The sequence below is a fragment of the Streptomyces sp. NPDC027189 genome (assembly GCF_055566975.1).
The window spans coordinates 1-22,378 of sequence record NZ_JBVHRI010000016.1 but is presented as its reverse complement, the minus strand read 5'-3'; the positions used below and the strand labels follow the sequence as shown (position 1 = coordinate 22,378).

Here is a 22,378-nt window from a genome sequence, read left to right as displayed (position 1 = left end):
GCCGGTGACCGGCGCACACGCGAGGGGCCGGGGTCGCGCACCGAGACCCCGGCCCCTCGGCGGCGTACGAACGCGTCGTGCGAGCGGTAATCAGCGTCGCTGAGGCAGACCTTCCTCGCCGCACCCGCCGCGAGTCGGTGCTACTCGGCTGCCACCCGTGCCGGGCCCTGGTCAGGGGAGGCAGCGGGGCGACGCGTCGAGGGAAGTGTTACTCCTGCCCCACTCCACATCGTTTCGACGAGGAGTGGCAACCCCAGGACTACGGGAACCCACGCCAGACTCATCAGCCGGTCGCCCTCCGCCGGGACCGGATGCACCGCCGTGAGGCCGAGACCAGTCAGGGCCGCAGCAACGGTCGGCACAGCGAGTGCGGGGCGGCTGCGCCAGAGGGCCCATGAGGAGACGGCGATCAGAAGCGCGAGTGGCGTGTTGGAGTGGAGCCACCCCGCCCAGAACCGGGCCTCGGGTTGCAGAATTCCGCCGAGCGGATGCGGTACATCGGGGCTGGTGAAATGGCGCGTTTGAAAGTCCTGCAGGGTTTCGTTGAACCCCGGCAGGCCGAGGGCATTCGTGACGACCACTGTCGCGAGGACGAGGCCTGCGGATGCGGCGGCGAGCAGCCGACTCCCTCTGTGCCCCGGGTGGCCATGTCGAGACGCGTACGTGTACGCGCCGACTGTGATCGTCAGGCCAACGGCGAGCAACAGCGCATTGGGATACCTCGTCACTCCCAGCAACAGGAAGCCGGTCAGCAGCCAGGCAAGACCTGAACGTGCCCGTGTCGGGCTCTGCAGCAGACGGACCGCGCCGACTGTACAGGCCAGAGTGAAGAGAGTCACCGGGCTCTCGGTCAGCGGCCGCAGGCACACATAACCGAGACCGCTCCCCAGGAAGAGGAGCTGCCCTGCCGAGGCCGTGCGCCGCCGCGCACCTGCCTCTCGAAGCAGGTGGTGGATCAGGACGCTGGAGGCTGCCATGAGCATCAAGGAGAGCGCCCATAGCCCTTTCAGTACTCCGAATGCGGCGATGAACGGCGCGGCCAGCAGCGGATAGCCGGGACGGGTGGCAAAGATCCGTTCATACCTCGGCTGGTCGGGAACGAGTGAATGGCGGTTCCGCTTCAGGCATCCCGGAACATCGGAAACCTCCTCGATCCGACAGTACGCATCGACCGCCCTGAGGTGCGCTTCGGTACGTGACTCGCCGAGGAACTCGAGACTGGCGCGTGTATAGCGGTAGCTGTCGTTGCTGTAGCCCCAGTCGCTCCTGGAGAAAAGGTATCCGTATCCGCCGAGGGCGGCGACAAATAGGCAGGCAAGGAGAAGGGCACTGAAGCGCCGCAAAATGTCAGGCATGAGCATGCTTTAACACTCCTGGACTTTCCCGCGACGCGGCGCGCGAGGCGAGTACATCAGATGGCTTATTGATCCGAAACTCAAAGGGTTCTGTCCGAAGGTGCATCGGACGTGCGGGCCGTGGAAGCAGCCGAGGACGATGTCCTGCGGGTTTCGGCGGCGAGTCGGGTCCGGCCGCGGGCTCGGCTGAACCGGCTCGCCGCCACCCTGGGCATCCCCACCCTGACCGAGCTCGGCTAGGAGAACGCGGCAGACGGCTTCCGCCATCCGGTCAAGAAATTCAAGCGGTGAACTCGCCGAGCCCGGCAAGGCGTTCAACGCCGTGATCCGAGGCGTCCACGCCGTCGCCGAACGCGTCAACACCCTGCTGGAGGTCACCTTCAAGGCCCTGCGCAGGGTTAGCCGCGACCTCGCGGCCATCACCCGGGTCGCCCGAGCTGCCCTCGTCCTGCTCTGGCTCGAACACGGACGCACCGCCTGAAACGAAGATCACCAAACGTAACGAGACGTTACGGGGAAGGGCTCAATCCGGTCGGCAGGTGCGGACCTTTCGGGAGCGGAAGGCGGAGCGGCCGTCCACGACGAGGTGGACTTTGCCGTCGAGAGCGCCCGGAGCTGACCCTGTGGAACCTGTGTTTTGAGAAGGACCCCGGCTTCCCGTGGATGTACCCATACGTGGTCGACCCCACATCATGGTTCTGACGGCGCCCGCCGAGGAGTTCCGCGAGTGGGCCGCACGGCTGTTTGCCTCGCCGTGGTGGCCTTCCCTCCGGCTCGGCCACCCCAGCCATCCGTTCGTCAGGCCGGGACGAACAGTACACGGAGCATCTTGGGCCAGAACTTCCCGGTGAGCAGGAACTCATCCGCTCCGGGCACGGCCGCGATGCCGTTCAGCGTGGACCCCGGGACGAGTTCGTCGTCGCGCAGCAGCCCCGAGGCGTCGATGCTTGCCGTCACCGCTCCGGTGGCGGGATCGATGCGCACGATGCGGTTGGAGAAGAGCACGTTGGCGTACACGGCGGCGCCGACGCACTCCAACTCGTTGAGCTCCGTCACCGGTCGGCCCCCTTCGGTCACGGTGACCTCGCCCGTCTTCGCGAGCGTGCCGGGGTCGCGGAACGTCAGCCGTGACGAGCCGTCGCTGGTTACCAGCCGGTGCCGGGCCCGCTGGACGCACACGCCCCAGCCGTCGTCCGGGTACGGGACGCGACGCAGCTCCGCGAGCGTCTTGGCGTCGCGCTCGATGGCGGTCCGGTTCCGCCAGGTGAGCTGCCACAGGGTTCGGCCGAGCACGGTGATGCCCTCACCGAACAACGGCGCGGGGAGTGCCGCGCGGACCGTTGGCTCCTTGCCCGGATGCCCTGCCCGTACCGAGGACCGGCCGGAGATGCCGGTGCCTTCGTAGAGCGTGTCGCCGGCCATCTCGAGACCCTGGGTGAACGCCTGCGGGTCGTGCGGAAGGGTCTCGAGCACCTTGACCCGCAGGTGCTCGACCCGGTGCGCCGCGGCCATGGCTCGGCCTGCCGGGTCGTGGGGGGCGCGGTCTGCCGGCGGGCGTGACGCGAGCAGCAGCGCGGCCGCGAGTACGGCCCCCGCCGCGCGGCGCACACGCTCAGACACGGCAGGTCCCTCCCGACTTGAGCGTGGTCCGCTGCGGCCTCACGAGGGACTGACGCAGCAGTGTCGGCGCGCCGTCCGCGTGCGGCTCCAGCAGATGCAGCACCAGGGTGCGGCGGGCGCCGGCGGACAGTTCCAGGTCCAGCGTGAACACGGAGTGGCCGCGTTCGACGCCGGGCGCGAGCAGCGCGCGGCGGCCATCCAGGGTCGCGTCGGCGAGGGTGGCTCCGACCCCGGCGTAGTACGACACCTGGAGGCGGTTGTCACCGGGCCGGGTGCGGTAGGGAGGGGAGTCCGTCCTGATGGTCACGTAGTCGGGCAGGCCGGAGGTCGGCGCCCGGTTGGTCAGGGTCATGGTCACGGTGACCGCCCGGCCGCCGCCGGAGCACGCGCCCGCTTCCCAGGTCAGGCTCCGGTCGAGGTAGTAGTCCAGTTTGCTGCCGGCCGCGTTGTTCACCACGAGCCCGGCGAAGGGGCCAGGGGTGTCCGGGAGCGTGCCCGAATAGGGGCGCGACTCGAGGAGGCGCTGCTCCGCCGTGTGGGCGCTCCAGACCTTCAGCCGTCCGTCCCGCTGGACGTCGTTCACGGCGACGAGCAGCGCGGGCAGTCGGTGCGGGTCGTCGAGCGCCCCCATCAGCCGTGCGGCGGCGGCACGCGCCGCGTCGACGAAGAACGCCTTGCGCCGGGCGACGTCGTCGTACTTCGCGTAGCTGGCCCGTTCGGTGAGGTCCACGACGTTGTCGGCGGTGAGCTCGGTGCCGTCGGCCATGCGGGCCGGGCCGGTGACCCGCAAGAGACGGCTCAGCGTGACCGGGTCGACGGCGATCGCCCCGTCCACGCGTTCGCCGGTGTGCTTGCGCCATGCCGCTGCCCAGATGCGGGCCGCGTAGGGGAAGTGCGGGCTCTTGTTGGAGTTGGGCCACACGTGGATGGGGTCGCTGCCCGCGTAGCGGGCGTTGAACTCGGCCCCGAGGTCGAGGTCCGGCTTCGCCGTTTCCAGCTCGGTGTTGTTGCCGAACCGCTCGAAGGACAGCCGGCCCCGGTCGGCCCGCAGCACGGCGAAGGCGCCCGGAAGACCCCCGGTGCCTCGTGCCTCGGCGAGGTTCTGGAACGCGAGGAAGTAACGCCGTTGTCCTTGCGTGCCGAGCATGGGCGGCAGGACGCGAGCCGCCAGGGAGGCGTCGGTCATCACCGGGGCGAGGCGGTCGAGCTGCTGTTGCAGCCCGGCACGGGCCCGGTCGGCCGCCGGCAGCCAGGTGGACCGGGGCAGACCGTGCACGTCGGTCCGCACCTCTGCAACGGCGTCTGCGGCCCGGGCGATTTCCGGCCCGTGGCGCTGCAACTCCGCGAGGGCCTCGGACATCCCGCCGCCGCTTCCGTGCGGCGTGGACGGCGGCAGGACGCCGGTCAGCGGGGACAGCACGTCGCCGGCCAGCCGGTCCGCCGCGTAAGCGGCGCCGCGCACGGTTCTGACGGGACCCCCGAGGAAGGGCAGCTCTGCGGCGGAGTACCAGGCCGGCCCGGTGGTGAGACGATGCGCCCGAGTTGCGTGGACGGCGGCGGAGCGCGCTGCCTGTTCCGCTACCTGCGCGGACGCGGTCGCCTTTCCGGAGGCGGAGCCGGGCGCCGCGGCGGCCGTCGCCGAGTGCCGCAGCGCGTCGAGGTCCTGCTGGGCCGCGAGCAGCTCCGAGCGGGCGAGCAGTCCGGTGACACCGATCCAGACCGCGCCGGCCAACGGGAGCAGCGTGCTGGCCAGCAGTACTTTCCTGAGTACGCGGCGGCGACCCGGTGCCTGTTCGTCGGAGCAGTCTGCCCCGGGCATGCGTACGGCGTCCCAGCCGGGGCCGGGACGCCGTGCCGCCTTACGGATGTCTCGCTCCGTCATGAACTACCCGTCATGAGCTGCGGCGACGGCGCACGGCCAGCGTCGTGCCGGCGCCCGCCACGAGCAGCGCCGCTGCGGTGCCGCCCAGGGTCAGGGCCTTCCCATTGCCCGTCTCCGCGAGGCCTTCGCCGTTGTGGCTCTGAGTCTCGTGCTGGTAGTTCACCGGGTCGCCGACTACGCCGCCTCCGTTGTGTCCGTCGTCATGTCCGTCGTGCCCACCGGGGTGCTCGGGCTTGTCCGAGTGGGTGGGTCGGCTGGTCGGGGTCTTGGTCGGTTTCGGGTGCTTGGTAGGAGTCGGCGTCGGTGTCGGCGTCGGTGTCGGAGGCGGGGTGCTACCGACCCCGCCCTCCACGTAAATGGTGACGCCGACGCTTTGGTCGGGGTTGTCCCCGGTGAGCCGGAAGACGTGCCAGCCGGAAGGCGCCGTCTCCGGGATGTCCACGGTACCCGCCACCGAACCGTCGTCCTCGGCCTGGAAATTGCCGAGGACGATCGGGGTCGATTCCAGCAGCGCCGTGATGCTCTGCCCGGGATCGAAGACGTCCGGGGGCGTGTCGAAGCTCAACTCTCCTCCGGCCGTGACCGTGGTGGTGCTGACGTTCAGGGGCGGGGGCGACCCCGGGTATGGCTGTGCGTAGGCGGCCTGCGCGCCAATCAGGGGTGCCGCGATGAGCATGGCAGCTGATGCTGCCGATGCCAGGGCGACCCTCCATCTGGGCGATGTCGTCATCCTCTTCCCTCTCCTCGACTTCGGTGCGGGCCAGGCTGCAGCGTCGGCCGTAATCCATTTCTAGGTACCAAGATCTGGATACATGGAATAAGTGGGACATACCGACATCTGGTGGTGTGGCGGTGCCCAGAAGTCACCGGATGGTGGAGCGCCTGCCCACTGTTGGCCCATGCCGCCGCGTCGAGTGGTCGGACGGTCTGCGCCACCGGGGTCGTCCGACAGTCCGACGTAGGGGTGGCTCCCCCAGTTCGAGCACGCGAGTCCCTATCTTCGGCTGTGCGCAGGGAACAGAACATTTCATTTCGGGTGATTGCCTCGGTCCACGAGGGGTTATAGGGGTGCAGCTTGGATCTCCACGGATTCCTGAAGGCTCTTGCCAGACGCTGGCCGACCGTCGTGCTCTGCCTGGTTCTCGGGGTCGGGGCGACACTCGCTGTGACGGGCTTGAGCACCCCCGTCTACGAGGCGAGGACCCAGCTCTTCGTCGCCACCCTCACCGGTGAGGACACCACACAGCTGAACCAGGGGCAGAGCTTCTCGCAGGCGCGCGTGCAGTCGTACGCCTCGATCGTGACGACCCGTCAGGTGACCGCACCTGTGGTGAAAAAGCTGGGGCTGCGCACCACACCGGAGGAACTGGCGTCCCAGATCACCGCGGTCGCGCCGCTCAACACCGTGCTCATCGACATCACCGTCCGGGACACCGCGCCCAAGCGGGCGGCGCGCATCGCCAACGCCGTGGCGGAGCGGTTCAGCGCGGTCGTCGAGCGGCTGGAGACGCCCAAGCGCACCGTCCAGCGGTCCGGAAAGAAACACGCGGACGATGCCCCGCCCGTCTCACCCGTCTCCCTGGGCGTCACCCAGGAGGCCGTCGCCCCCACCGGTCCGGTCTCGCCCCGCCCGCTGCTGAACCTGGCCGCAGGAGTGCTCGGCGGCCTGCTGCTCGGTGCCGGAATCGTCGCCCTGCGCGAGACGCTCGACACCACGCTCAAGACGAGCGAGGCGCTGGGCGAGTTCACCGCGCTGCCGGGTCTCGGCACCATCCCGTACGACAGGAACGCACCCAGGCAGCCGCTGGTCAGCGCCGACGGACACTCCAAGCGCGCCGAGGCCTTCCGCAAACTGCGCACCAACTTGCAGTTCTCCCAGGTCGACGACCCACCACGGGTCATCGTGGTGACGAGTTCGGTGCCCGGTGAGGGCAAGACCAACACCGCGGTGAATCTCGCCCTCTCGCTCGCCGAGGCAGGTGTCTCCACCTGCCTCGTGGACTGCGACCTGCGCCGCCCGCGTGTGGCCCCGACCTTCGGTCTCGTCCAGGACGCCGGTCTGACCACGGTGCTCATCGGACAGGCTCGCATCGAGGACGTGATGCAACAGGCCGACGGTCGGCTCTCGGTACTTGCCAGCGGCGCCGTACCACCGAATCCCACGGAGCTGCTCGCCTCTGCGCGCATGGAAGAGGTGCTGCGCGAGCTGGCGGACGCCTACGAGGCCGTGATCATCGACACCGCGCCGCTGCTGCCGGTCGCCGACACCGTTGGACTCGCCTCGCTCGCCCAGGGCGCGTTGCTCGTCGTCCGCGCTGCGAAGACCGGCCGGGACCAGGTGCGCACCGCTGCGGAATCGCTGGAGCGCGTGGGCGTCCGCGTCCTCGGTACGGTCTTCAGTATGGCTCCGGTTCCAAGGGGTGGCCGTTACGGCCGCTACGGCAACTACGGGTACGGCGAGCTGCCCGCTCCCCGTGCGTCGGCCCCCCGCGAGGAGGCCGTCGTACCCGCGGCGACGGATCTCGCGGGCGAGAAATGACCCGGGTCCTGTTCGTCTGCACGGGCAACGTGCACCGCTCGGTGCTCGCCGAGCGGCTGCTGGCCGCGAGGCTTCCGCCCGGCTCGGCCGTGCGGCCGGAGAGCGCCGGCACGGAGGCGTGGCCCCGGCCCGGCATGGAGAGTTCCACCAGGGCGGTGCTGGAGAAGCTGGGCGGTGACGGCTCCGGCTTCGCGGCCCGCCCGCTCACCGCGCAGCTCGTCGCGGGAGCGGCGCTGGTCCTCGGGCTCGCGCGCGAGCACCGGGAGGCGGCCGTGCGGCTCGCGCCGTCGGCGATGCGGCGCTGCTTCACCCTGAAGGAGTTCGTGCGTCTCGCCGTGGGGGGAGTCGACGAAGTGCGGGGCGGGGAAGTGGGCGGGGAAGGTGCGGCGACCGCGCATGGCGGGGTACCCGACGGGGAAGACCTGAGGGTCGCGGACGGTTTCGACGTCGTAGTCGCGGCCGCGGCCGGCCGTCGCGGTGCCGCCGCCCCGGTCCCGCCGGCCGAGGACGACGTCGCGGACCCGTGGGGGAAGCGCCACCTGGTGCTGTACGGGTGCGCCCGCGAGATCGACGGGGCGGTGAGCACGCTCGGCCGGTTGCTGGGCGGCGGGGCGAGCGTCTGAATCGAGGGTCCATGGAATAGTTCGACCGCGGCAGGACCGGGCGGACCGAACACCACCTCGAGCCGCAGGGCTCACCGGCGGGCGAAGGGACGGCCCCACTACCGGATTTGCCGGTACGCGGACGACTTCCTCGTGCTCGTCGCGGGGACCCGTACGCCTGTCGTACGGCAAGGTCGCCGAATTTCAGAAGCGCGGAGCCCTGCACTTCCACGCCGTGATCCGCCTCGACGGACCGGACGGCCCCGACACACCGCCGCCATCCTGGGCGACCGTCGAGTTCCTCGCCGACGCCATCCGCGCCGCCGCCACGCGCTCCTCCGCCTCCGTCTCCGTCCCGGCCGCCAAGGACCAACTCGCCCGCACTTTCCGCCGGGGCACACCCAAGAGGACTGCCTCCTACGGAGCTAACAGAACGGCCACATAGGGCACGACGATTTCTTTATATAGCTGAAAACTGCGAGGGTGACGGATGTCAGGCTCCTCCGCCGCGTTTCGGTGGCAAGATCTCGAGTGAAGGTGCTCATGTTGTTCGTTGCCTCGCCATGTCGCTGTGGCTCGGCGAGCACCCTTTCGACGCTCGTCTGGAATAGGTCAATAAAGGCCGGTTCGGTCTCTTGACGCAGGGGAACGCCGTCCAGGCCTCGTCTGGCGGCTTCGCTGAGGTCTCTCCTGACTCCTTGTTCAAAGCCTGCGACCGAACGCTGACTTCCTCGACTCGTCGGCCGTTGGCGGTCATCCCTGCCTGGATTGCATCGGGTATTTTCGCCCACTTCAGCCTCGACCTATGATGCGAGACAGCCAGTTCGGTCGATGATCCGCCATCCGTTCGCTGTAGCACTTCAGGAATAGCATGCCGATATTTGACTCCCGATCGGCAGCCGCTTCCTCGGGGTGGGTACGCAAGTACTCGCAAACGTCCATCCATGCGTACCCGACGGCATACATCATGGGAGCAGCGACAGCGGTACTCACAGCTGCAACTGCAAGATTTACTCCGGGGATCAATTTTGCGGACTGTTTGGCAATCTTCCTACCTGCTTCCTTTGCCGCTTTCTCGGCAGTGCGCCTCGCCGCCTCCTCCGCAATCCAATTGGCACCATGCTTCGCCGCATTGCCACCGATGAACACCTTCCATGAAAGGCGTATGAGTGCTTGCTTGTCGACAGGCACGCCATACAGGACACTAATCCGCGCCATCATTCCGGCCAGGGTGACGGTAAATCCCGCCATGTCAAGCCCAATTGGCATCAGTTGCGATCCGAACGCGGCTCCCATTGCCACTTTGATCGCGCGCTTTGAAGCTAGGCGCTGATGAGTAAAATCTAACTGCTGAGCTGCGGTGGCTGCGTATCGTGCGGCTTGAGGAATTTCTTCTACTGTGGCAGCGAGAAGTTCCTTAAGGCCGTGCACGGGGTAGATGGTCCCGCTAAGCTCCGTGTATTGCTTCGAGTTTACGAGGAACACCTGGCCCCCCGACAGCGGGAGCTCCCTCCCTGAGATGTCCCGTTGCAGATCCAGGGCATCTTGATGGAATCGTCCATCGAGTTGCATTACCCGAGTGAGCACTACAAAGACGGGGAGATGGATTTCACGTAGGGCTCGAAGCATGTCTGCATGAGCGTCGAGAAAGCGACCATTGGTTGCGTTCACGACCAGCCAGACGGCGTGAATGTGCTCGCTGATATGTTCATGCCGAGCACTCTCCACGATACCCGTGACTTCTGATATTAGCGCGGCAAGATCTCCCGAGCCGATTTCGAACCCCGGAGTGTCATAGATCCCTAAGACGTCATCTTTGTTTTTTCGAAATAGCTGTATGTGGGTTGTCTGACGATTCCCGATTCCCGTTGTGGCACGGTCAAAACCGAAGACGGCATTGACTAAAGTGCTCTTTCCTGCGCCTGCATCTCCGAACACGGCAAGGTTGAATTTTCCGATTTGCTCCAATGCCGCATCAAAGGCTTCCTCGATGAGGCGAGAAAATTCCTCAAAATCGTACAGCTCGTTGGACATTTCCCCCCCAGTGCCCAAACCGCATTCACGCCTATATCTACAAGGTCAAGAAATCCCCCGTGCGACCCCCGTCCGAAAGTACCTCTCCTCACCGACTGTGTCACCGGCGCACCCAGCGCTTGAAATGTCCATCCTGAGCCCCCGCGCGCCCCTCCCTGTGCGGATCGTCCTGAGTGGCCTGTCAGTCGCCTCGGACGCCGAGTGTCTTGCTCTTCTGGCCAGCCAATGACAGTCAGACACCCTGCTGGAGCCGTCAACATGCAAGCCGCGGCGGCCGGCCCGTGAAGACATCCAAGAGCTGTTTGCCTCCAGCGCCCGCAGCTTGGGAAGTTGTCAAGCGCCACTGGGTGCGCTCAGTAGCCGAAGAAGTGAAGGGCCGGGTCCCTGACCTGCGGGCCGTGTCATCGATCAACGCTGCGACCTGCGACTTAGCCGTCGGTGGTTGTCAGCGTTGGTCGTCGTTGAGCGCCCTTTGACGGCCCCGAGACGGCCCAGGGCCGCTGACGCTTTCCGCTGGTTCGCCCCCTAGGTGCGAACTGCGGGCTGGACGGTCGCTGAGGTCTGCCAGGCGGAGTAATAGTCAAGACCTGTGGATCTGAGCCGCGTTCATGGCGATGTGGGCTTGCGGGCGAGGATCTGGATCCCCGTTGACTCGTGGCCGTTCATGGTGGGCACGGTGATGGTTCGGGTGTCGATGGTCTGAAACCCGGTGAGCAGGGTGGAGAACCATTCGCGGGGGTGGTGGCGGCAGACCGCGCCGTCGCCGGTTTCGAACACACCGTAGCTGCCGTAGTGATCGGCATGGCGGCCGTAACGGTTGCGGTTGCGTTCGTCGTCTTGCAGCAGAAGATCGCTGATGTAGAGGATTCCGCCGGGCTTGAGGATGCGGTTCAGTTCGGCGATCAACCGGTGCTGGGCTTCATCGCCGGGAATGCAGGTCAGCACGGCGAAGAGCAGAACGGCGTCGAAGCCTGCGTCTGGACAGGGCGAGGCGGGTGGTGCGTCCAGGGCGGCAAAGCGCATGGTGGGGTGCAGGCGGCGTGCCCGACCGATCATTCCCGGTGAGGCATCGAAGCCCGTGAGGTTGCCGAAGCCTCGCTGTTCGAGCTCCTTCATGATGCGGCCGTAGCCGCATCCGTAGTCGAGGATCGCGGCGTGCCTGCTGATCCTGTCGAGCCAGGGCAGATGGAGCGGGTGGGTGAACGTCTTCGTGGCCGCAGCGGCATCCCAGTAGGGAACCTGGCTGTCGAGGTCGGACAAGGCGGATGCCTCCCTGGATGCTTGGCTGAAGCCGGTCATGCTGCCACGGTGGTTGGGCGTTCGACGAGTTGGCCGCGTTCGAAGCGGGCTCCGGCACGGACGAGGGCAACGAGATGGGGTGCGTTCACGGCCCGCCACCGCTGCTGGGCGGACTCGACGAGCTTGAAGACCATGGCCAGGGCGGCGGTGCGGGAGCCGGCCCCGCGGGTGACCTTGGTCCGCAGCCGGACGGTGGAGAACGTGGACTCGATCGGATTCGTGGTCCGCAGGTGGATCCAGTGCTCGGCCGGGAAGTCGAAGAACGCCAGCAGCTCCTCCTGATCGTCGGTGATCTTCTTGACGGCCTTCGGGAACTTCGCGCCGTAGAGCTGGGCGAACGTCTTGACCGCCTTGGTGGCGTGGTCGCGGCCCTCGGCGTTATAGATGTCCTGGATCGCCTTCTTCGCTCCGGGCTGCGCGGACTTCGGCATGGCGTCGAGCACATTTGCGGTTTTGTGAACCCAGCACCTCTGCTCGCGGGTGTCGGGAAACACCTCGGCCAGCGCCTTCCAGAAGCCCAGCGCGCCATCGCCGACCGCGAGGACGGGGGCGCGCATGCCCCGGCGGGCGCAGTCGCGCATCAGGTCGGCCCAGGACTCGCCCGACTCGCGGTAGCCGTCCTTGAGCGCGACCAGCTCCTTGGAGCCGTCGGCGCGCACCCCGATGAGCACCAGGACGCACGCCTTGGCCTCCTCCAGGCGGACGTTGAGGTGGATGCCGTCAGCCCACACGTACACGTAGTCGACCCCCGCGAGGTCGCGGTCCATGAACGCGGCGTGGTCGGCCTGCCACTGCGTCGTCAGCCGCGTGATCGTGGCCGGGGAGAGCCCGGCGGAACTGCCCAGGAACTGCTCCAGGGCGGGCACGAAGTCGCCGGAGGACAGACCGTGCAGGTAGAGCAGCGGCAGCACCTCGCTGATCTTCGGCGACTTGCGGCACCACGGCGGCAGGATCGCCGAGGAGAACCGCTTGCGCTCGCCCGTCGCCTCATCGACGCGCTTGTCGTTCACCCGCGGGACCTTCACCTCGACTACGCCGGCCGCGGTGGTGACTTTCCTGGGCTGGTGGTAGCCGTTGCGGACCACGAGCCGCCGACCGTTCTCGTCGCACTCGTCGGCCAACTCGCCTATGTAGGCGTTGACTTCGACCTCCAGTGCGGCGGCCAGCATCCTTCTTGCGCCTTCCCGAACGATCTCGTCGATCAGCGACGACCCGTCGTGCGTGGAGCCGTCCTCGTTGACTACGGTGAGCACGGACGTACCTTCCCGGCCGGTGCTGCGAACACCGGTCTTGCTCGGTGACCTATCGATCAATCACCCGGGAAGGTACGTCCTCCCCGGGCTGATCCACAGGTTCTGAGCATTGCTCCTGCCAGGCTGGACAGGTGGTCGAACGGGGGGAGTTGTCTAGAACGACGCTCAGCCGCGGCGACAACCGAAGAGAGTCGCGAGTGCGGCTCTCTTCGGCGGTTGCCTTGAAGGACAGGGCCACGGGTCAGAGGTTGCCGAAATCGTGCGTCAGGACTTCATTCGCGTCCGGCGGCGTCCCCGGGGGCTGCTGGACGTGCAGCACGACGTTCACGAAGTTCAGCCCGGTCTGGCGCACCGTCCAGTTGCCATTGGGGCATGCTTGGCGCGGGTTCGGAGGGGGCGGTGGAGGGATCGTCACGCTGAAGGTGATCTGGCCGTTGCGGGGGTTGGGGAAAGTGCTGACCGGGCCAGTCACGTCTTCCTCAACGACGGGCTGACCAGGCGCGACGTTGCCACCCCTGTTGACGCACTCGAAGGTGGCTGTCACCTGGTCCGCCGTCAGGAAGACAAAGGTGGTGGTGCTGCCCAGTCCGGCCACCTTGCCGCTGCAAATCAGGCCGACGTTTTGGTTTTCGGTGTTGCACCCTAGATTGCCGACAAAGTGTGGGCTATCGGCGATGGCTGCCGGCATGCCGACCCCGAGGGCCAGCATCGTCGCGAGCGCGGTGAAAGTACGCCGCATTCGCATGTACGCCTCCTTGATGGAAGGTGTGAGCGGCGTGTGCGCGCTCCACCACGAACGATCTCCCGCCGTGAGGCGGTCGGTCGTATCAGCGACGGTCGTAACATCCATCCAATGGCCGCTACGGGTGACTGAAGCGGCCTACAGCCGCCTCGAACTCCGGGAGCGCGGCTTCAGCGCTCCAATTCAGGAACCGAGCGGACTGAGTGAACAGCTGATATGGAGGGCCTGGGTGTCAAGGGAGGTGCGGTGTCCGGCTCGACACTCAGGTGCCGGGCCTGGTCTTCGTGCTGTTGGGCCGGTGGGAGAGGGCGTGTGGTGAGGCGTGTCGGCTCGACGCGCGGTCAGGCTGATATGCGCGGGTTAGGTACCGCATGACCGGTTGTGCGTCGGGAGTGTTCCGCGGGTCTAGGGTCGAGCGTGGCCGCGCCGGTGTCCGGCGGGGCTGCTCATAGCTGTGCCGCGGGTCCTCCTCGCGCTGCCTGTCCAGTGCCGGTCTCCCACCGGCGGCTTGCGGGCCGGCTGGGGTCAGGACGGCTCGTCCATCACGGCGAGGCTCCAGCACCATCCGGCCAGTTCGCGGGCGACGGCCACGGCGGCGATGGTGGGCCGCTTGTCGCGGGCGTCGAATCGCTTCCACCGCTGGTTAAGGCGCCGGTTGCCCCGCTCGGCCCGGTCCCGGACGGCGGGCGGCTGACCGGCCTGACGGCGCATCAGCTCGCGGCCCAGACGGTACCGCTTGCGATGGTGCCAGGACGCCTCCACCAGCAGCCGGCGGGCGTGGCTGTTGCCGGTCTTGGTGATCGGACCTTGCACCCGGCGCTGGCCGCTGGAGGCCTCCGACGGCACCAGTCCCAGATAGGAGCCGATGGTGGCGCCGGTGAACCGGTGCCAGTCGCCGACCTCGACGGCCAGCCCGAAGGCGGTCAGTGTGCTGACGCCGCGCAGGCACCCAGCCGCCCCACCACCGGCGCGAACGGCGAGGCGGCGGCCATCTGCTCGATGGCCCCGTCCAGCCGCCCGCGGCGGGCACAGGTGCTGAGCACGGTGTCGAAGGCTTCGTCGAAGGCCAGCTGGACGCCGATCCGGTCGAAGGAGAGCGAGCGGAGCCAGCACTCGTGCTCCTGCGTCCAGGCCGTGCCCTGCCACACCAGTCCGTGGCGCAGCAGTAACTTGGAGAGCCGGTGCCGGGCCCGCATCAGGTCCCCGCGCACGTCCTCGCGCGCTCGCACCAGATCCCGCGCGGCTTCCTCCGCCTCGGTGGGCACCCGCACGGCCGGGAGTTCCCCGATCCGCAACAGCCGCGCCAGCCGCTCGGCATCCCTCCGGTCGGTCTTGACCCGGTCACCCGGCGGCCGCTCGACCTTCGACGGCGCCACCACCACGCACCGCACACCCGCCGCCGTTAACGCCCTGGCCAGCCCGAACCCAGTCGGCCCGGCCTCATACGCCACCGCCACCGGAGAAAGCAACGACGCCACCCAGGACACCACCGCGTCCGTCTCCGGCGCCAGCCGCAGCGACCGGATCTCCCCGGAAACCCCATCGATCGCGGCCCCAACGACCGACCGGGCGTGAACATCCAGCCCGGCATACGTACGCTCGAACATGACCGGCACCTCCCGCAATTGCGGCTCTACCGCCACTCAGAGTGGCGGCAACCCGCGCCAACTTGCGAGCGAGGCGCCGGTTCTCCATACGGTCTAGACCGCCACGGGAGCTCTCGACCGCCCTCTGAAATTCCTCGCCGAACTCGCCCAGCTCGACATCAGCGACCACGCCCGCCGGTTGATCCGTACCGCTTGGACGCTCGGCGCACGCAAGGAACTGGAAGACCTCCGACTCCGCGCGTGGGCCCACATGCCCGGCTTCCGCGGCCACTTCTGCACCAAATCCCGCCGCTACTCCACCCCCCTCGGCGCCCTCCGCACCGCCCGCGCCGAATGGCGCCGCGCACAAACCGCAGCAGCCGCCGAGCACGACACCGACACGACCCTCGTCCTCTCGCACTGGGTCTTCGCCGGAACCGGCCTGTCATCGGCCGAAGCCTGGCTCGCCGCATCCCTCGAACCCGCCCCCGGAACAGAAGGAGAACCGACGCATGCGTGACGAAGAGCTGTTGGCCGTGGCCGACGTCATGGCGCGGCTCAAGCTCGGCCGGTCGACGGTGTATGACCTGATCCGCTCCCGTCGGCTTCCCTCGATCACCATCGGCCGCTGCCGCCGCATACCGGCGCGGGCTCTCAGCGACTACATCTCCCACGAACTGGAGGCGGCTGCACGGCGCCCGGCACGGCACGGCCACCCTCCTCACGGCGGCCGGAGTCGCGCCCCGCGTCGTGATGGAGATCCTCGGCCACTTGCAGATCAGCATCACCGTGGACGTCTACACGCACGTCGTGCAGGACACGCAGCGCGAGGCCATGAGCCACATGGACCGGCTGCTCAGGAAGCGTCCCGGTCGTCGCTGACCGTGCTCGTTGATGTCAATCATGGATGTCAAAGGCCCCGGACCATGATCGGTCCGGGGCCTTTTCCCTTGTGCCCCCGGCAGGATTCGAACCTGCGACACCCGCTTTAGGAGAGGCCCTATTGCCTGCCCTGTCTGTGCCGGCCTTTCCTTAGATTCACCGTTCCTGCTGGTCAGCGGGGCGCGGTCTTCCGTCCTTGTCTGATCGTTCCCCGTCTTTTACATGGCCTTCCGTTCCCATGACGTTCCCATGAGGGGCCTTCGGGGCCCCTGGGAAGGGGTGGGGGAGTCTTCCTCGCCTTCGCCATCCTGGGTGGATCTGCGTCGCTGATTGCCTCGAGTTGGGTCTCGGCGCCGCTGGGCCGGTTCACCAGGTCCTCTTCGCAGCGGCCAGTAGGTGCTCGCGGACGAGTGTCACGTGTGGGTTGGTGGAGCTGCCCGGGCGTTGGACGAGGTAGGCGGTGTTGATCGGCGGGTCCTCCGGCTGGTGCAGTAGCCGGAGCGCGCCGGAAGCGAGTTCGGTGCGGCACAGGTAGCTGGGCAGGACGCTCCAGCCGGCGCCGACGGTGACGGCGGTGAGGACGCTGCGCAGGTCGGGAACGGTGATCGCGGCCTGGGCGTGCAGGCGGCGGTCGAAGACGTGGCGCCAGTAGCGGCGGACGATGGGTAGATCCTCGGCATAGGCGATCAGTGGGAGGCTCTCCAGGGCGGTGGGCAAGCTCTGCCCCTTGAGTCGTTCGGCCCATACAGGGGCGGCGACCAGGACGAATTCCTCGTCGGCGAGGAGTTCCACGTGCAGAGTCCGGCCGCGGGGCCGCCGCGTGGCGACGACGAGGTCGTGGCGTCCGGCCCGCAGTTCTTCGAGCAGCGGTTCGGTCAGTCCGATGGCCACCCGCAGCCGGACGCCCTGCGTGACCAGCGGGGCCAGCACCGTGAGGCCGGCCATGCTCATGAACTCCGCGGGGCCCGCCAGATGCACCGGTGCGACGGTGCTGCTCGGCTCCTCGCCGGTGATGACAGCCAACTGGTCGAGGGGGGCCGACAGCCGGGTGGCGAGTTCGTCCGCGTGGGGCAGCGGGGTGACGCCTTGCGCCCGGCGTTCGAACAGCTCGCGGCCCAGGCGGTTCTCCAGCGTCCGGATCTGCGTGGTGACGGTGGACTGCGACAAGCTCAGCTGACGTGCTGCGGCAGTGAAGGAGCCCAGGCGGTGCACCGCGAGGAAGGTGCGCAGCAGGTTCAGGTCCACCGGACCGGATCCAGGAGTGTTGTGATCGCTCACGGCTCCGAGCCTACGAGGTACGCGCGGCGGTCACGTGCCGCCCGTCCTCGGGGCGAGGCATCGGGTCATCGATACCCGGTATCGGTCTCTTCATTGGCGCGGATACTTCAGCACCTTTAGTTTCGCGACCAAGGGGCAGCGGGTTCTATAGATCATCACCGTCGGTGTCATTCGGCTACACCCGGCCCCGAATGTGCAGTTGGCCGACAAAGGAGCCGTGGGAAAAGTGCGACAGAAGAAGATTCTGGCGGTGGTGACCAATCAGGCCACCTACGGGGCGAGCGAGCACCGGACCGGCCTTTGGCTGGCTGAACTGGTCCATTTCTATGACAAGGCGGTGGAGGCCGGTCACACCGTGGATGTGGTGAGCCCGGCGGGCGGTGAGGTGCCGCTCGACCCTCGAAGCCTTGGCCGCTTGTTCGTCGACCGGACGGTTCGCGGTTATCTCGACGACCCGGCCTTCATGACGGCTCTGAAAGCCACCACTTCTGTCGCCGACGCGGATCCGGACGACTACTCCACGATCTTCTTCACGGGTGGGCACGGCACGATGTGGGACTTCCCCGACAGCGCGGACCTGCAGGGAACAGCCGAGGCCATCTACACCCATGGCGGCATCGTCTCCTCGGTCTGCCACGGCGCCTGCGCGCTCATCAACCTCCGCGACACGGACGGGAACCCGCTCGTACGGAACCGCACCGTCACAGGCTTCGCAACGGTCGAGGAACGGCTGGCCGGTGTGAAGGGCAGGGTGCCGTTCCTGCTGGAGGACGAATTGCGCGCGAAGGGCGCCAAGTATGTGCGCTCCACCGTCCCGATGACACCACACGCCGTGCGCGACGGCCGCCTGATCACGGGCCAGAACCCGGTGTCCACCAAAGCCGTCAGCGGCCTGATTCTCGCCGCCTTGGCTGAGACCGAATAGTCGGTGCGGAGATCTGGGCGCCCCCTCTGCGGACGCCGCCCGATAAACCTTTAAACCTTGCATTAGGAGACAGCACCATGTCGAAAATCCTCTTTGTGATGACCGGCGCCAGCTACTGGACGCTGGCGGACGGCACCAAGCACCCGACCGGCTTCTGGGCCGAGGAGGTCGTCGCCCCGTACGAGGCGTTCACGGCCGCCGGCCACGAGATCGTGGTCGCCACGCCGGGCGGCGTCGTGCCGCCCCTGGACCAGGCCAGTCTGGCGCCGCAGTTCAACGGCGGCGAGGAGGGTGCGAAGAAGATGGCGGACGCCGTTGCCTCGATCGGCGAGCTCCAGCACCCCGTCAGGCTGAAGAACGTCGATCTCGCCGACTACGCCGCTGTCTTCTACCCCGGTGGCCACGGCCCGATGGAGGACCTGGCCGTCGACGCCATCTCCGGCAGGCTCCTCATCGACACACTCGCCTCGGGCAAGCCGCTCGGCGTGGTCTGCCACGCCCCGGCCGCGCTGCTGGCCGCGACCCTGACCGATAGCGGCAACGCCTTCACCGGCTACCGCCTCACCGGCTTCAGCAACGCCGAGGAGGCCCAGGGGGGGCTGGCGGCAGGCGCGAAGTGGCTGCTCCAGGACCGCCTGGTCGAGATCGGCGCGGACTACCAGGAGGGCGAGCCGTGGGCTCCGAACGTGGTCGTAGACCGCAACCTGGTCACCGGCCAGAACCCCGCCTCCGCCGCACCGGCCGCGACCGAAATCCTGAAGAAGCTGACATGACGTAGTGGAGCACCCGCACCCGTTTCCCTACCCGCATCGGCACGGAGCCGACCGATGCCCCGCCTCAGGCAACCGATGGCTGAAGTCCCAGTCTTCGCGCGCATATCCAGACGGCGATCAAGACCCACCCGTGCTCCCGGAAGGCGTCCCGCCTTCGCCGCGCGATGCGCAGCACGTTCTCCGGCATCGCATCAGCATTTGGACGACGCCTCGCAGGCGTACGCACCGCCACCCAGCAGGTGCGCGAACAGGAGAGACATGAAGGCAATTTGATCAAGGAACCCGGTGGGCCGGAGGGCCTGGAGTGGATCGACGTCGAGGCCCCGTCCCCGGCCGCGGGCGAGGTCATCGTCGACGTGGTGGCCGGCGCGGTCAACCGAGCGGATGTCGCACAGCGGATGGGCTGGTACCCGGTCCCGCCGGGAGCGTCGCCCTACCCGGGACTGGAGGTCTCGGGCCGGATCAGCGCCATCGGCGAGGGCGTGACCCAGTGGCAACCGGGCGACGAAGTATGCGCGTTGCTTGCCGGGGGCGGGTACGCGCAGAAGGTCGCCGTCCCTGCCAGCCAGCTGCTCACGGTACCCAAGGGCGTCAGCCTTGTCGAAGCGGCGGCGCTGCCGGAGGCCGCCGCCACGGTGTGGTCGAACGTCTTCATGACCGGTGCGCTGAAGGCGGGTGAAACCTTCCTCATGCACGGCGGAGCCGGCGGCATTGGCACGATGGCCATCCAGCTCGCCAAGGCCCACGGCGCCTACGTCGTCACCACTGTTGGCGGCAACGAGCAGGCCGCCAAGGTACGAGACCTTGGCGCCGACGTCGCGATCAACTACCGCACCGAGGACTTCGCCGAGCATGGCCCGTACGACGTGATCCTCGACGTCGTCGGCGGCCACTACCTCCAGCGCAACGTCCACTCCCTGGCCCCCGACGGGCGACTGGTCATCATCGGTCTGCAGAACGGCCTGGAGGGCGAACTCAACCTCGCCGAACTCCTCTTCAAGCGCGCATCCGTACACGGGACCACCCTGCGCTCCCGCTCGACCGGGCAGAAGGCGGCCATCGTGGCCGAGGTCCAGGACCACGTGTGGCCACTGATCGAGAACGGAACCGTACAGCCGGTCATCGACCGCACCCTGCCCATGACCGAGGCTGCCGAAGCGCACCGGATCCTGGACGCCCACCACATCGGCAAGATCGTCCTGGTCAACCCCGACACCGCATAACACCGACGCGCCATCGCCCACGAGTCCGACGACAGGGCTGCAGTTAGCGCCGGAAAACGGGCCGAGGAGCGCGGGTCCGCGCCCTCGGGCACCCGCGGGCCTTTCGGGCCCCGCCCTCGCCATATGCAAGACGAAGCCGACCTGCTGCCAGAGGCAAGCGAAGTGCGTGCTCAGCGTGGGCCCGCCGATCCACTGCAGACAACAAACCCCAGGCTAATGACCTGGGGTTTCACTCTGGAGCGGGTGACGAGAATCAAACTCGCGCTCTCGGCTTGGGAAACGACGGCGCTTTCAACCTGGAAGGGCTTTTGACCTGGGCATCTGTGCTTTCCGCGGGGCTCGTAAGTGCGGGGTCGCACCGCTGTTGACCCTTGTTTCCCGCCCTTCCGGGCAGCTATGGGCACGGCGCCGGGCAGTGAGGGGATCAAGTGAGGGGATCAGGGGGCCGATTGGTTCCGGCCGGGCTGACGTAGCCCAGGTTGGGAGGTCGGCTGCCGGGGCCGTCGCGACTGCACACGGATTGCTGTGCCTGGGCGTTGTCGTGCACGCAGGGTGGCACGGCCCTGCGGTTAGCCGCGTGCTGGGGCTGCCAGCTCTCCGGAACTTCTCTCGTTCGGCTTCACCCGCGCCTCCGCCTCGGGGCGCGTGTCGCGCGCTCGGCGGACGGGTGCGAGCTGTCTCCCAGCTCAAGCTGGGAGAAGGACAATCCCGTTGGCGACGAAACGGCCTGACGGCATCTACCCAGGGCTTTTTACGCTGCTGCGTCCTGTGGTGCGGAGAGCACCCTGAGCCAGCAGGCGCCTCGGTCAGGGTGGTCGACGCGGCTGCGTCGGTCAGACGGAGAGTCAGGCCCCCAGGGCAGCACCACCGGCATCCTCACAGTCAATCGTGGATGTCAGAGACCTTCTCCACCGCCTGGGAGACGATCCGGTGGTTCAACCCGGGCCTTGCAGTAGGTGGCGTCCAGGAAGACGTTGCGCTGGCCTGTACAGGAGGCTGCAAAGGGTGGGCTTCATGCTCTCGTGAGAAGGGTCACAAACCGCAGCCTTGCGACTACAGCTTGGCATGTTCACAATAAGGCAACGATCAAGAGACACAACGGGAGACCTGTGAAAAACAAATTCAGGATAGCCATCACGCTCAGTGGCGTGCTTATGGCTACGCTTCCACTGGCAAGCACAGCGTCCGCCTCCGATTATGAAGGTGATCTCGCAAAGGCTGGCAGTCCCGCCCCGGATGCATCGCAGGTGTGCGTGAGCACTCCTAACACCACGGCCTGTTTTCAGGCCGAAGGTGACTACCTGTATGTGAAGGACTTGAAGGCCGACGGCAACGGCGTTTCCAACGACTGGAGCCTCTCGAACGGCAGCAGCAGGTGGGGGCAGTGCGGCAGCACTCTCGGAGCCGGTAAATGGGGATACTGCAACAAGGACTTCCCCGAGGGCGTCAAGATCACATTCGGCGCCTATTATGGTGGCACATATTATTCCAAGACAGTGACAACGTAATCAGATCTGCAGAATGTACCGGGGTTCCTTTTTGGCGCCTTGATGCTTCCTTGGTGCATCTTGTGAAGCTACGCCAGGGAGCTTCTTGTCTGCCCCCATGAGGTAACCTGCACAGGGATTGCAGTCAAGTGCAGTGTCGGCAAAGCTCCGTCCCCGCCAGGGCTTCTTAGCGCGGGGGAACACCCCGATCGGCTATGCCCGGCGGGAGAGGGGTGGGAACCTGAACGGTGGCCCGGCGTAGCGGCCTAACCTCGATCTTCCGTGAGGGGCCGTCAGTTTGCTGACGGCCCTTCTTTTGTTCGGTCGAAGCAGTGAGCTCTTTCAGCGTTGCCACTCCAGGGTGAGGACGGCCGCGGCGATTGACGACATTCGATTCGGGCTGCACCGGGCTCTAAGTGGTGAGTCGCGCCTTCGCTCCTCCTCAACCCACCATCCTCCCCAGCTCCCGTCCCGTCTGCCGTCGACCCACACACCGTGGAGCGGGCGTGGTTCCTGGCGTCCAGGTGGAGCGCGCCACTGTACGAACGACCTGGACGCCAGGGGCCGCGTCTGCTCGGCTCTGCCTGGGTCGACGGCAGACGGGATGGGAGCTCCCCGCGCACGCCACTACTCCGCCGGCACTCGCGAACGGCGCCCCCTCCATCTCGGAACCTGAGCGCCCCCCGCCGGAGGCTCGTTCTGACCGTGGCCACTGTGTGTTCAGGTCTCTACTCAGGGCCGTAGCTCGCTGCGGCCCCAGGGGCACGGCCCCGGCGCCGCAGGCGCAGAGGGGCCGGGCCCAAGATGGTGTCCCGCCGAGTGGTGTAGTCACTGGCCGAGCTGGTTCGGTTCCGGCTGTGGAGGAAGCTGATGGTCGTCCTCGGCCGGTTCGGCGGTG

Annotated in this window: 16 protein-coding genes and 6 pseudogenes; 11 read left to right on the top strand and 11 right to left on the bottom strand. The window is 67.4% G+C overall.

Annotated features, from left to right (window positions below):
* Positions 1 to 140: 140 nt before the first annotated feature.
* Entirely contained in the window at positions 141 to 1,361 is a 1,221-nt protein-coding gene (locus ACZ4RZ_RS31890; RefSeq protein WP_467749842.1) for a hypothetical protein, read from the bottom strand.
* Between the two features lie 180 nt (positions 1,362 to 1,541).
* Between ACZ4RZ_RS31890 and ACZ4RZ_RS31885 the strand changes: the two are divergent.
* Positions 1,542 to 1,836: pseudogene (locus ACZ4RZ_RS31885) on the top strand (IS5/IS1182 family transposase); the annotation flags it as partial.
* 317 nt (positions 1,837 to 2,153) lie between these two features.
* On the opposite strand, the gene ACZ4RZ_RS31880 reads toward ACZ4RZ_RS31885, so the two are convergent.
* Genes ACZ4RZ_RS31880 through ACZ4RZ_RS31870 form a run of 3 tightly spaced genes read right to left on the bottom strand, consistent with a single transcriptional unit; the run spans position 2,154 to position 5,533 of the window.
* Positions 2,154 to 2,975, bottom strand: coding sequence for a glutaminyl-peptide cyclotransferase (locus tag ACZ4RZ_RS31880; RefSeq protein ID WP_467749840.1), 822 nt, complete (start codon positions 2,973 to 2,975; stop codon positions 2,154 to 2,156).
* A complete protein-coding gene (locus ACZ4RZ_RS31875; RefSeq protein WP_467749839.1) occupies positions 2,968 to 4,857 on the bottom strand; it encodes a DUF4012 domain-containing protein in 1,890 nt (629 codons plus the stop codon). The genes ACZ4RZ_RS31880 and ACZ4RZ_RS31875 overlap by 8 nt, the downstream gene beginning before the upstream one ends.
* Before the next feature lie 10 nt (positions 4,858 to 4,867).
* A complete protein-coding gene (locus ACZ4RZ_RS31870; protein WP_467749838.1) occupies positions 4,868 to 5,533 on the bottom strand; it encodes a hypothetical protein in 666 nt (221 codons plus the stop codon).
* 399 nt (positions 5,534 to 5,932) lie between these two features.
* Here ACZ4RZ_RS31870 and ACZ4RZ_RS31865 point away from each other — a divergent pair, with 399 nt between their 5' ends.
* The 3 genes and pseudogenes from ACZ4RZ_RS31865 to ACZ4RZ_RS31855 all read left to right on the top strand — a co-directional run.
* Positions 5,933 to 7,396, top strand: a complete 1,464-nt coding sequence (locus tag ACZ4RZ_RS31865) for a tyrosine-protein kinase domain-containing protein (protein ID WP_467749836.1) — start codon at positions 5,933 to 5,935, stop codon at positions 7,394 to 7,396.
* Positions 7,393 to 8,019, top strand: coding sequence for an arsenate reductase/protein-tyrosine-phosphatase family protein (locus ACZ4RZ_RS31860; protein WP_467749835.1), 627 nt, complete (start codon positions 7,393 to 7,395; stop codon positions 8,017 to 8,019). Before ACZ4RZ_RS31865 ends, ACZ4RZ_RS31860 begins: the two co-directional genes overlap by 4 nt.
* Positions 8,020 to 8,173: 154 nt before the next feature.
* Positions 8,174 to 8,398, top strand: a pseudogene (locus ACZ4RZ_RS31855) (replication initiator); the annotation flags it as partial.
* Between the two features lie 392 nt (positions 8,399 to 8,790).
* Here ACZ4RZ_RS31855 and ACZ4RZ_RS31850 read toward each other — a convergent pair.
* The 6 genes and pseudogenes from ACZ4RZ_RS31850 to ACZ4RZ_RS31825 form a co-directional block, all read right to left on the bottom strand.
* On the bottom strand, positions 8,791 to 10,032 hold the full coding sequence (locus ACZ4RZ_RS31850; protein WP_467749833.1) for a GTPase: 1,242 nt from the start codon (positions 10,030 to 10,032) through the stop codon (positions 8,791 to 8,793).
* Between the two features lie 606 nt (positions 10,033 to 10,638).
* Positions 10,639 to 11,331: a class I SAM-dependent methyltransferase gene (locus ACZ4RZ_RS31845; RefSeq protein WP_467749831.1), complete on the bottom strand. Its 693-nt coding sequence runs from the start codon at positions 11,329 to 11,331 to the stop codon at positions 10,639 to 10,641.
* The gene (locus ACZ4RZ_RS31840) at positions 11,328 to 12,584 is read right to left on the bottom strand and encodes an IS256 family transposase (RefSeq protein ID WP_467749830.1); all 1,257 of its coding nucleotides are present in this window, start codon (positions 12,582 to 12,584) and stop codon (positions 11,328 to 11,330) included. Before ACZ4RZ_RS31840 ends, ACZ4RZ_RS31845 begins: the two co-directional genes overlap by 4 nt.
* Before the next feature lie 241 nt (positions 12,585 to 12,825).
* Positions 12,826 to 13,434: a hypothetical protein gene (locus tag ACZ4RZ_RS31835; RefSeq protein WP_467749828.1), complete on the bottom strand. Its 609-nt coding sequence runs from the start codon at positions 13,432 to 13,434 to the stop codon at positions 12,826 to 12,828.
* A 417-nt stretch (positions 13,435 to 13,851) separates the two neighbouring features.
* Entirely contained in the window at positions 13,852 to 14,439 is a 588-nt protein-coding gene (locus ACZ4RZ_RS31830) for a transposase (protein ID WP_467749826.1), read from the bottom strand.
* Between the two features lie 104 nt (positions 14,440 to 14,543).
* Positions 14,544 to 14,933, bottom strand: a pseudogene (locus ACZ4RZ_RS31825) (IS110 family transposase); the annotation flags it as partial.
* Between the two features lie 97 nt (positions 14,934 to 15,030).
* Here ACZ4RZ_RS31825 and ACZ4RZ_RS31820 point away from each other — a divergent pair.
* The 3 pseudogenes from ACZ4RZ_RS31820 to ACZ4RZ_RS31810 all read left to right on the top strand — a co-directional run.
* Positions 15,031 to 15,432, top strand: a pseudogene (locus ACZ4RZ_RS31820) (replication initiator); the annotation flags it as partial.
* Positions 15,425 to 15,604 (top strand): annotated as a pseudogene (locus tag ACZ4RZ_RS31815) (helix-turn-helix domain-containing protein); the annotation flags it as partial. The pseudogenes ACZ4RZ_RS31820 and ACZ4RZ_RS31815, both read left to right, overlap by 8 nt.
* A pseudogene (locus ACZ4RZ_RS31810) lies at positions 15,597 to 15,794 on the top strand (tyrosine-type recombinase/integrase); the annotation flags it as partial. The pseudogenes ACZ4RZ_RS31815 and ACZ4RZ_RS31810, both read left to right, overlap by 8 nt.
* Positions 15,795 to 16,160: 366 nt before the next feature.
* Here the strand turns inward: ACZ4RZ_RS31810 and ACZ4RZ_RS31805 are convergent.
* Positions 16,161 to 17,072: a LysR family transcriptional regulator gene (locus tag ACZ4RZ_RS31805; RefSeq protein WP_467749825.1), complete on the bottom strand. Its 912-nt coding sequence runs from the start codon at positions 17,070 to 17,072 to the stop codon at positions 16,161 to 16,163.
* Between the two features lie 193 nt (positions 17,073 to 17,265).
* On the opposite strand from ACZ4RZ_RS31805, the gene ACZ4RZ_RS31800 reads away from it, so the two are divergent.
* The 4 genes from ACZ4RZ_RS31800 to ACZ4RZ_RS31785 all read left to right on the top strand — a co-directional run bounded on the left by ACZ4RZ_RS31800 (position 17,266) and on the right by ACZ4RZ_RS31785 (position 21,501).
* The gene (locus ACZ4RZ_RS31800; protein ID WP_467749823.1) at positions 17,266 to 17,997 is read left to right on the top strand and encodes a type 1 glutamine amidotransferase domain-containing protein; all 732 of its coding nucleotides are present in this window, start codon (positions 17,266 to 17,268) and stop codon (positions 17,995 to 17,997) included.
* Positions 17,998 to 18,074: 77 nt separating this feature from the next.
* Positions 18,075 to 18,770 (top strand): type 1 glutamine amidotransferase domain-containing protein, encoded by a 696-nt coding sequence (locus tag ACZ4RZ_RS31795; RefSeq protein ID WP_467749821.1) that lies wholly within the window; start codon positions 18,075 to 18,077, stop codon positions 18,768 to 18,770.
* A 269-nt stretch (positions 18,771 to 19,039) separates the two neighbouring features.
* Positions 19,040 to 19,993 (top strand): NAD(P)H-quinone oxidoreductase, encoded by a 954-nt coding sequence (locus ACZ4RZ_RS31790; RefSeq protein WP_467749819.1) that lies wholly within the window; start codon positions 19,040 to 19,042, stop codon positions 19,991 to 19,993.
* Between the two features lie 1,109 nt (positions 19,994 to 21,102).
* Positions 21,103 to 21,501 carry a hypothetical protein gene (locus ACZ4RZ_RS31785; RefSeq protein WP_467749817.1) on the top strand — a complete coding sequence of 133 codons (399 nt, stop codon included), beginning with the start codon at positions 21,103 to 21,105 and terminating at the stop codon, positions 21,499 to 21,501.
* Positions 21,502 to 22,378: the final 877 nt, after the last annotated feature.

Bases quoted from the DNA above. Each gene is read 5' to 3' on its own strand.
- ACZ4RZ_RS31835 (WP_467749828.1), bottom strand. From the start codon at position 13,434: ATGGATGTTACGACCGTCGCTGATACGACCGACCGCCTCACGGCGGGA.
- ACZ4RZ_RS31860 (WP_467749835.1), top strand. From the start codon at position 7,393: ATGACCCGGGTCCTGTTCGTCTGCACGGGCAACGTGCACCGCTCGGTG.
- ACZ4RZ_RS31875 (WP_467749839.1), bottom strand. From the start codon at position 4,857: ATGACGGAGCGAGACATCCGTAAGGCGGCACGGCGTCCCGGCCCCGGC.
- ACZ4RZ_RS31870 (WP_467749838.1), bottom strand. From the start codon at position 5,533: ATGCTCATCGCGGCACCCCTGATTGGCGCGCAGGCCGCCTACGCACAG.
- ACZ4RZ_RS31850 (WP_467749833.1), bottom strand. From the start codon at position 10,032: ATGTCCAACGAGCTGTACGATTTTGAGGAATTTTCTCGCCTCATCGAG.
- ACZ4RZ_RS31845 (WP_467749831.1), bottom strand. From the start codon at position 11,331: ATGACCGGCTTCAGCCAAGCATCCAGGGAGGCATCCGCCTTGTCCGAC.
- ACZ4RZ_RS31795 (WP_467749821.1), top strand. From the start codon at position 18,075: ATGTCGAAAATCCTCTTTGTGATGACCGGCGCCAGCTACTGGACGCTG.
- ACZ4RZ_RS31890 (WP_467749842.1), bottom strand. From the start codon at position 1,361: ATGCTCATGCCTGACATTTTGCGGCGCTTCAGTGCCCTTCTCCTTGCC.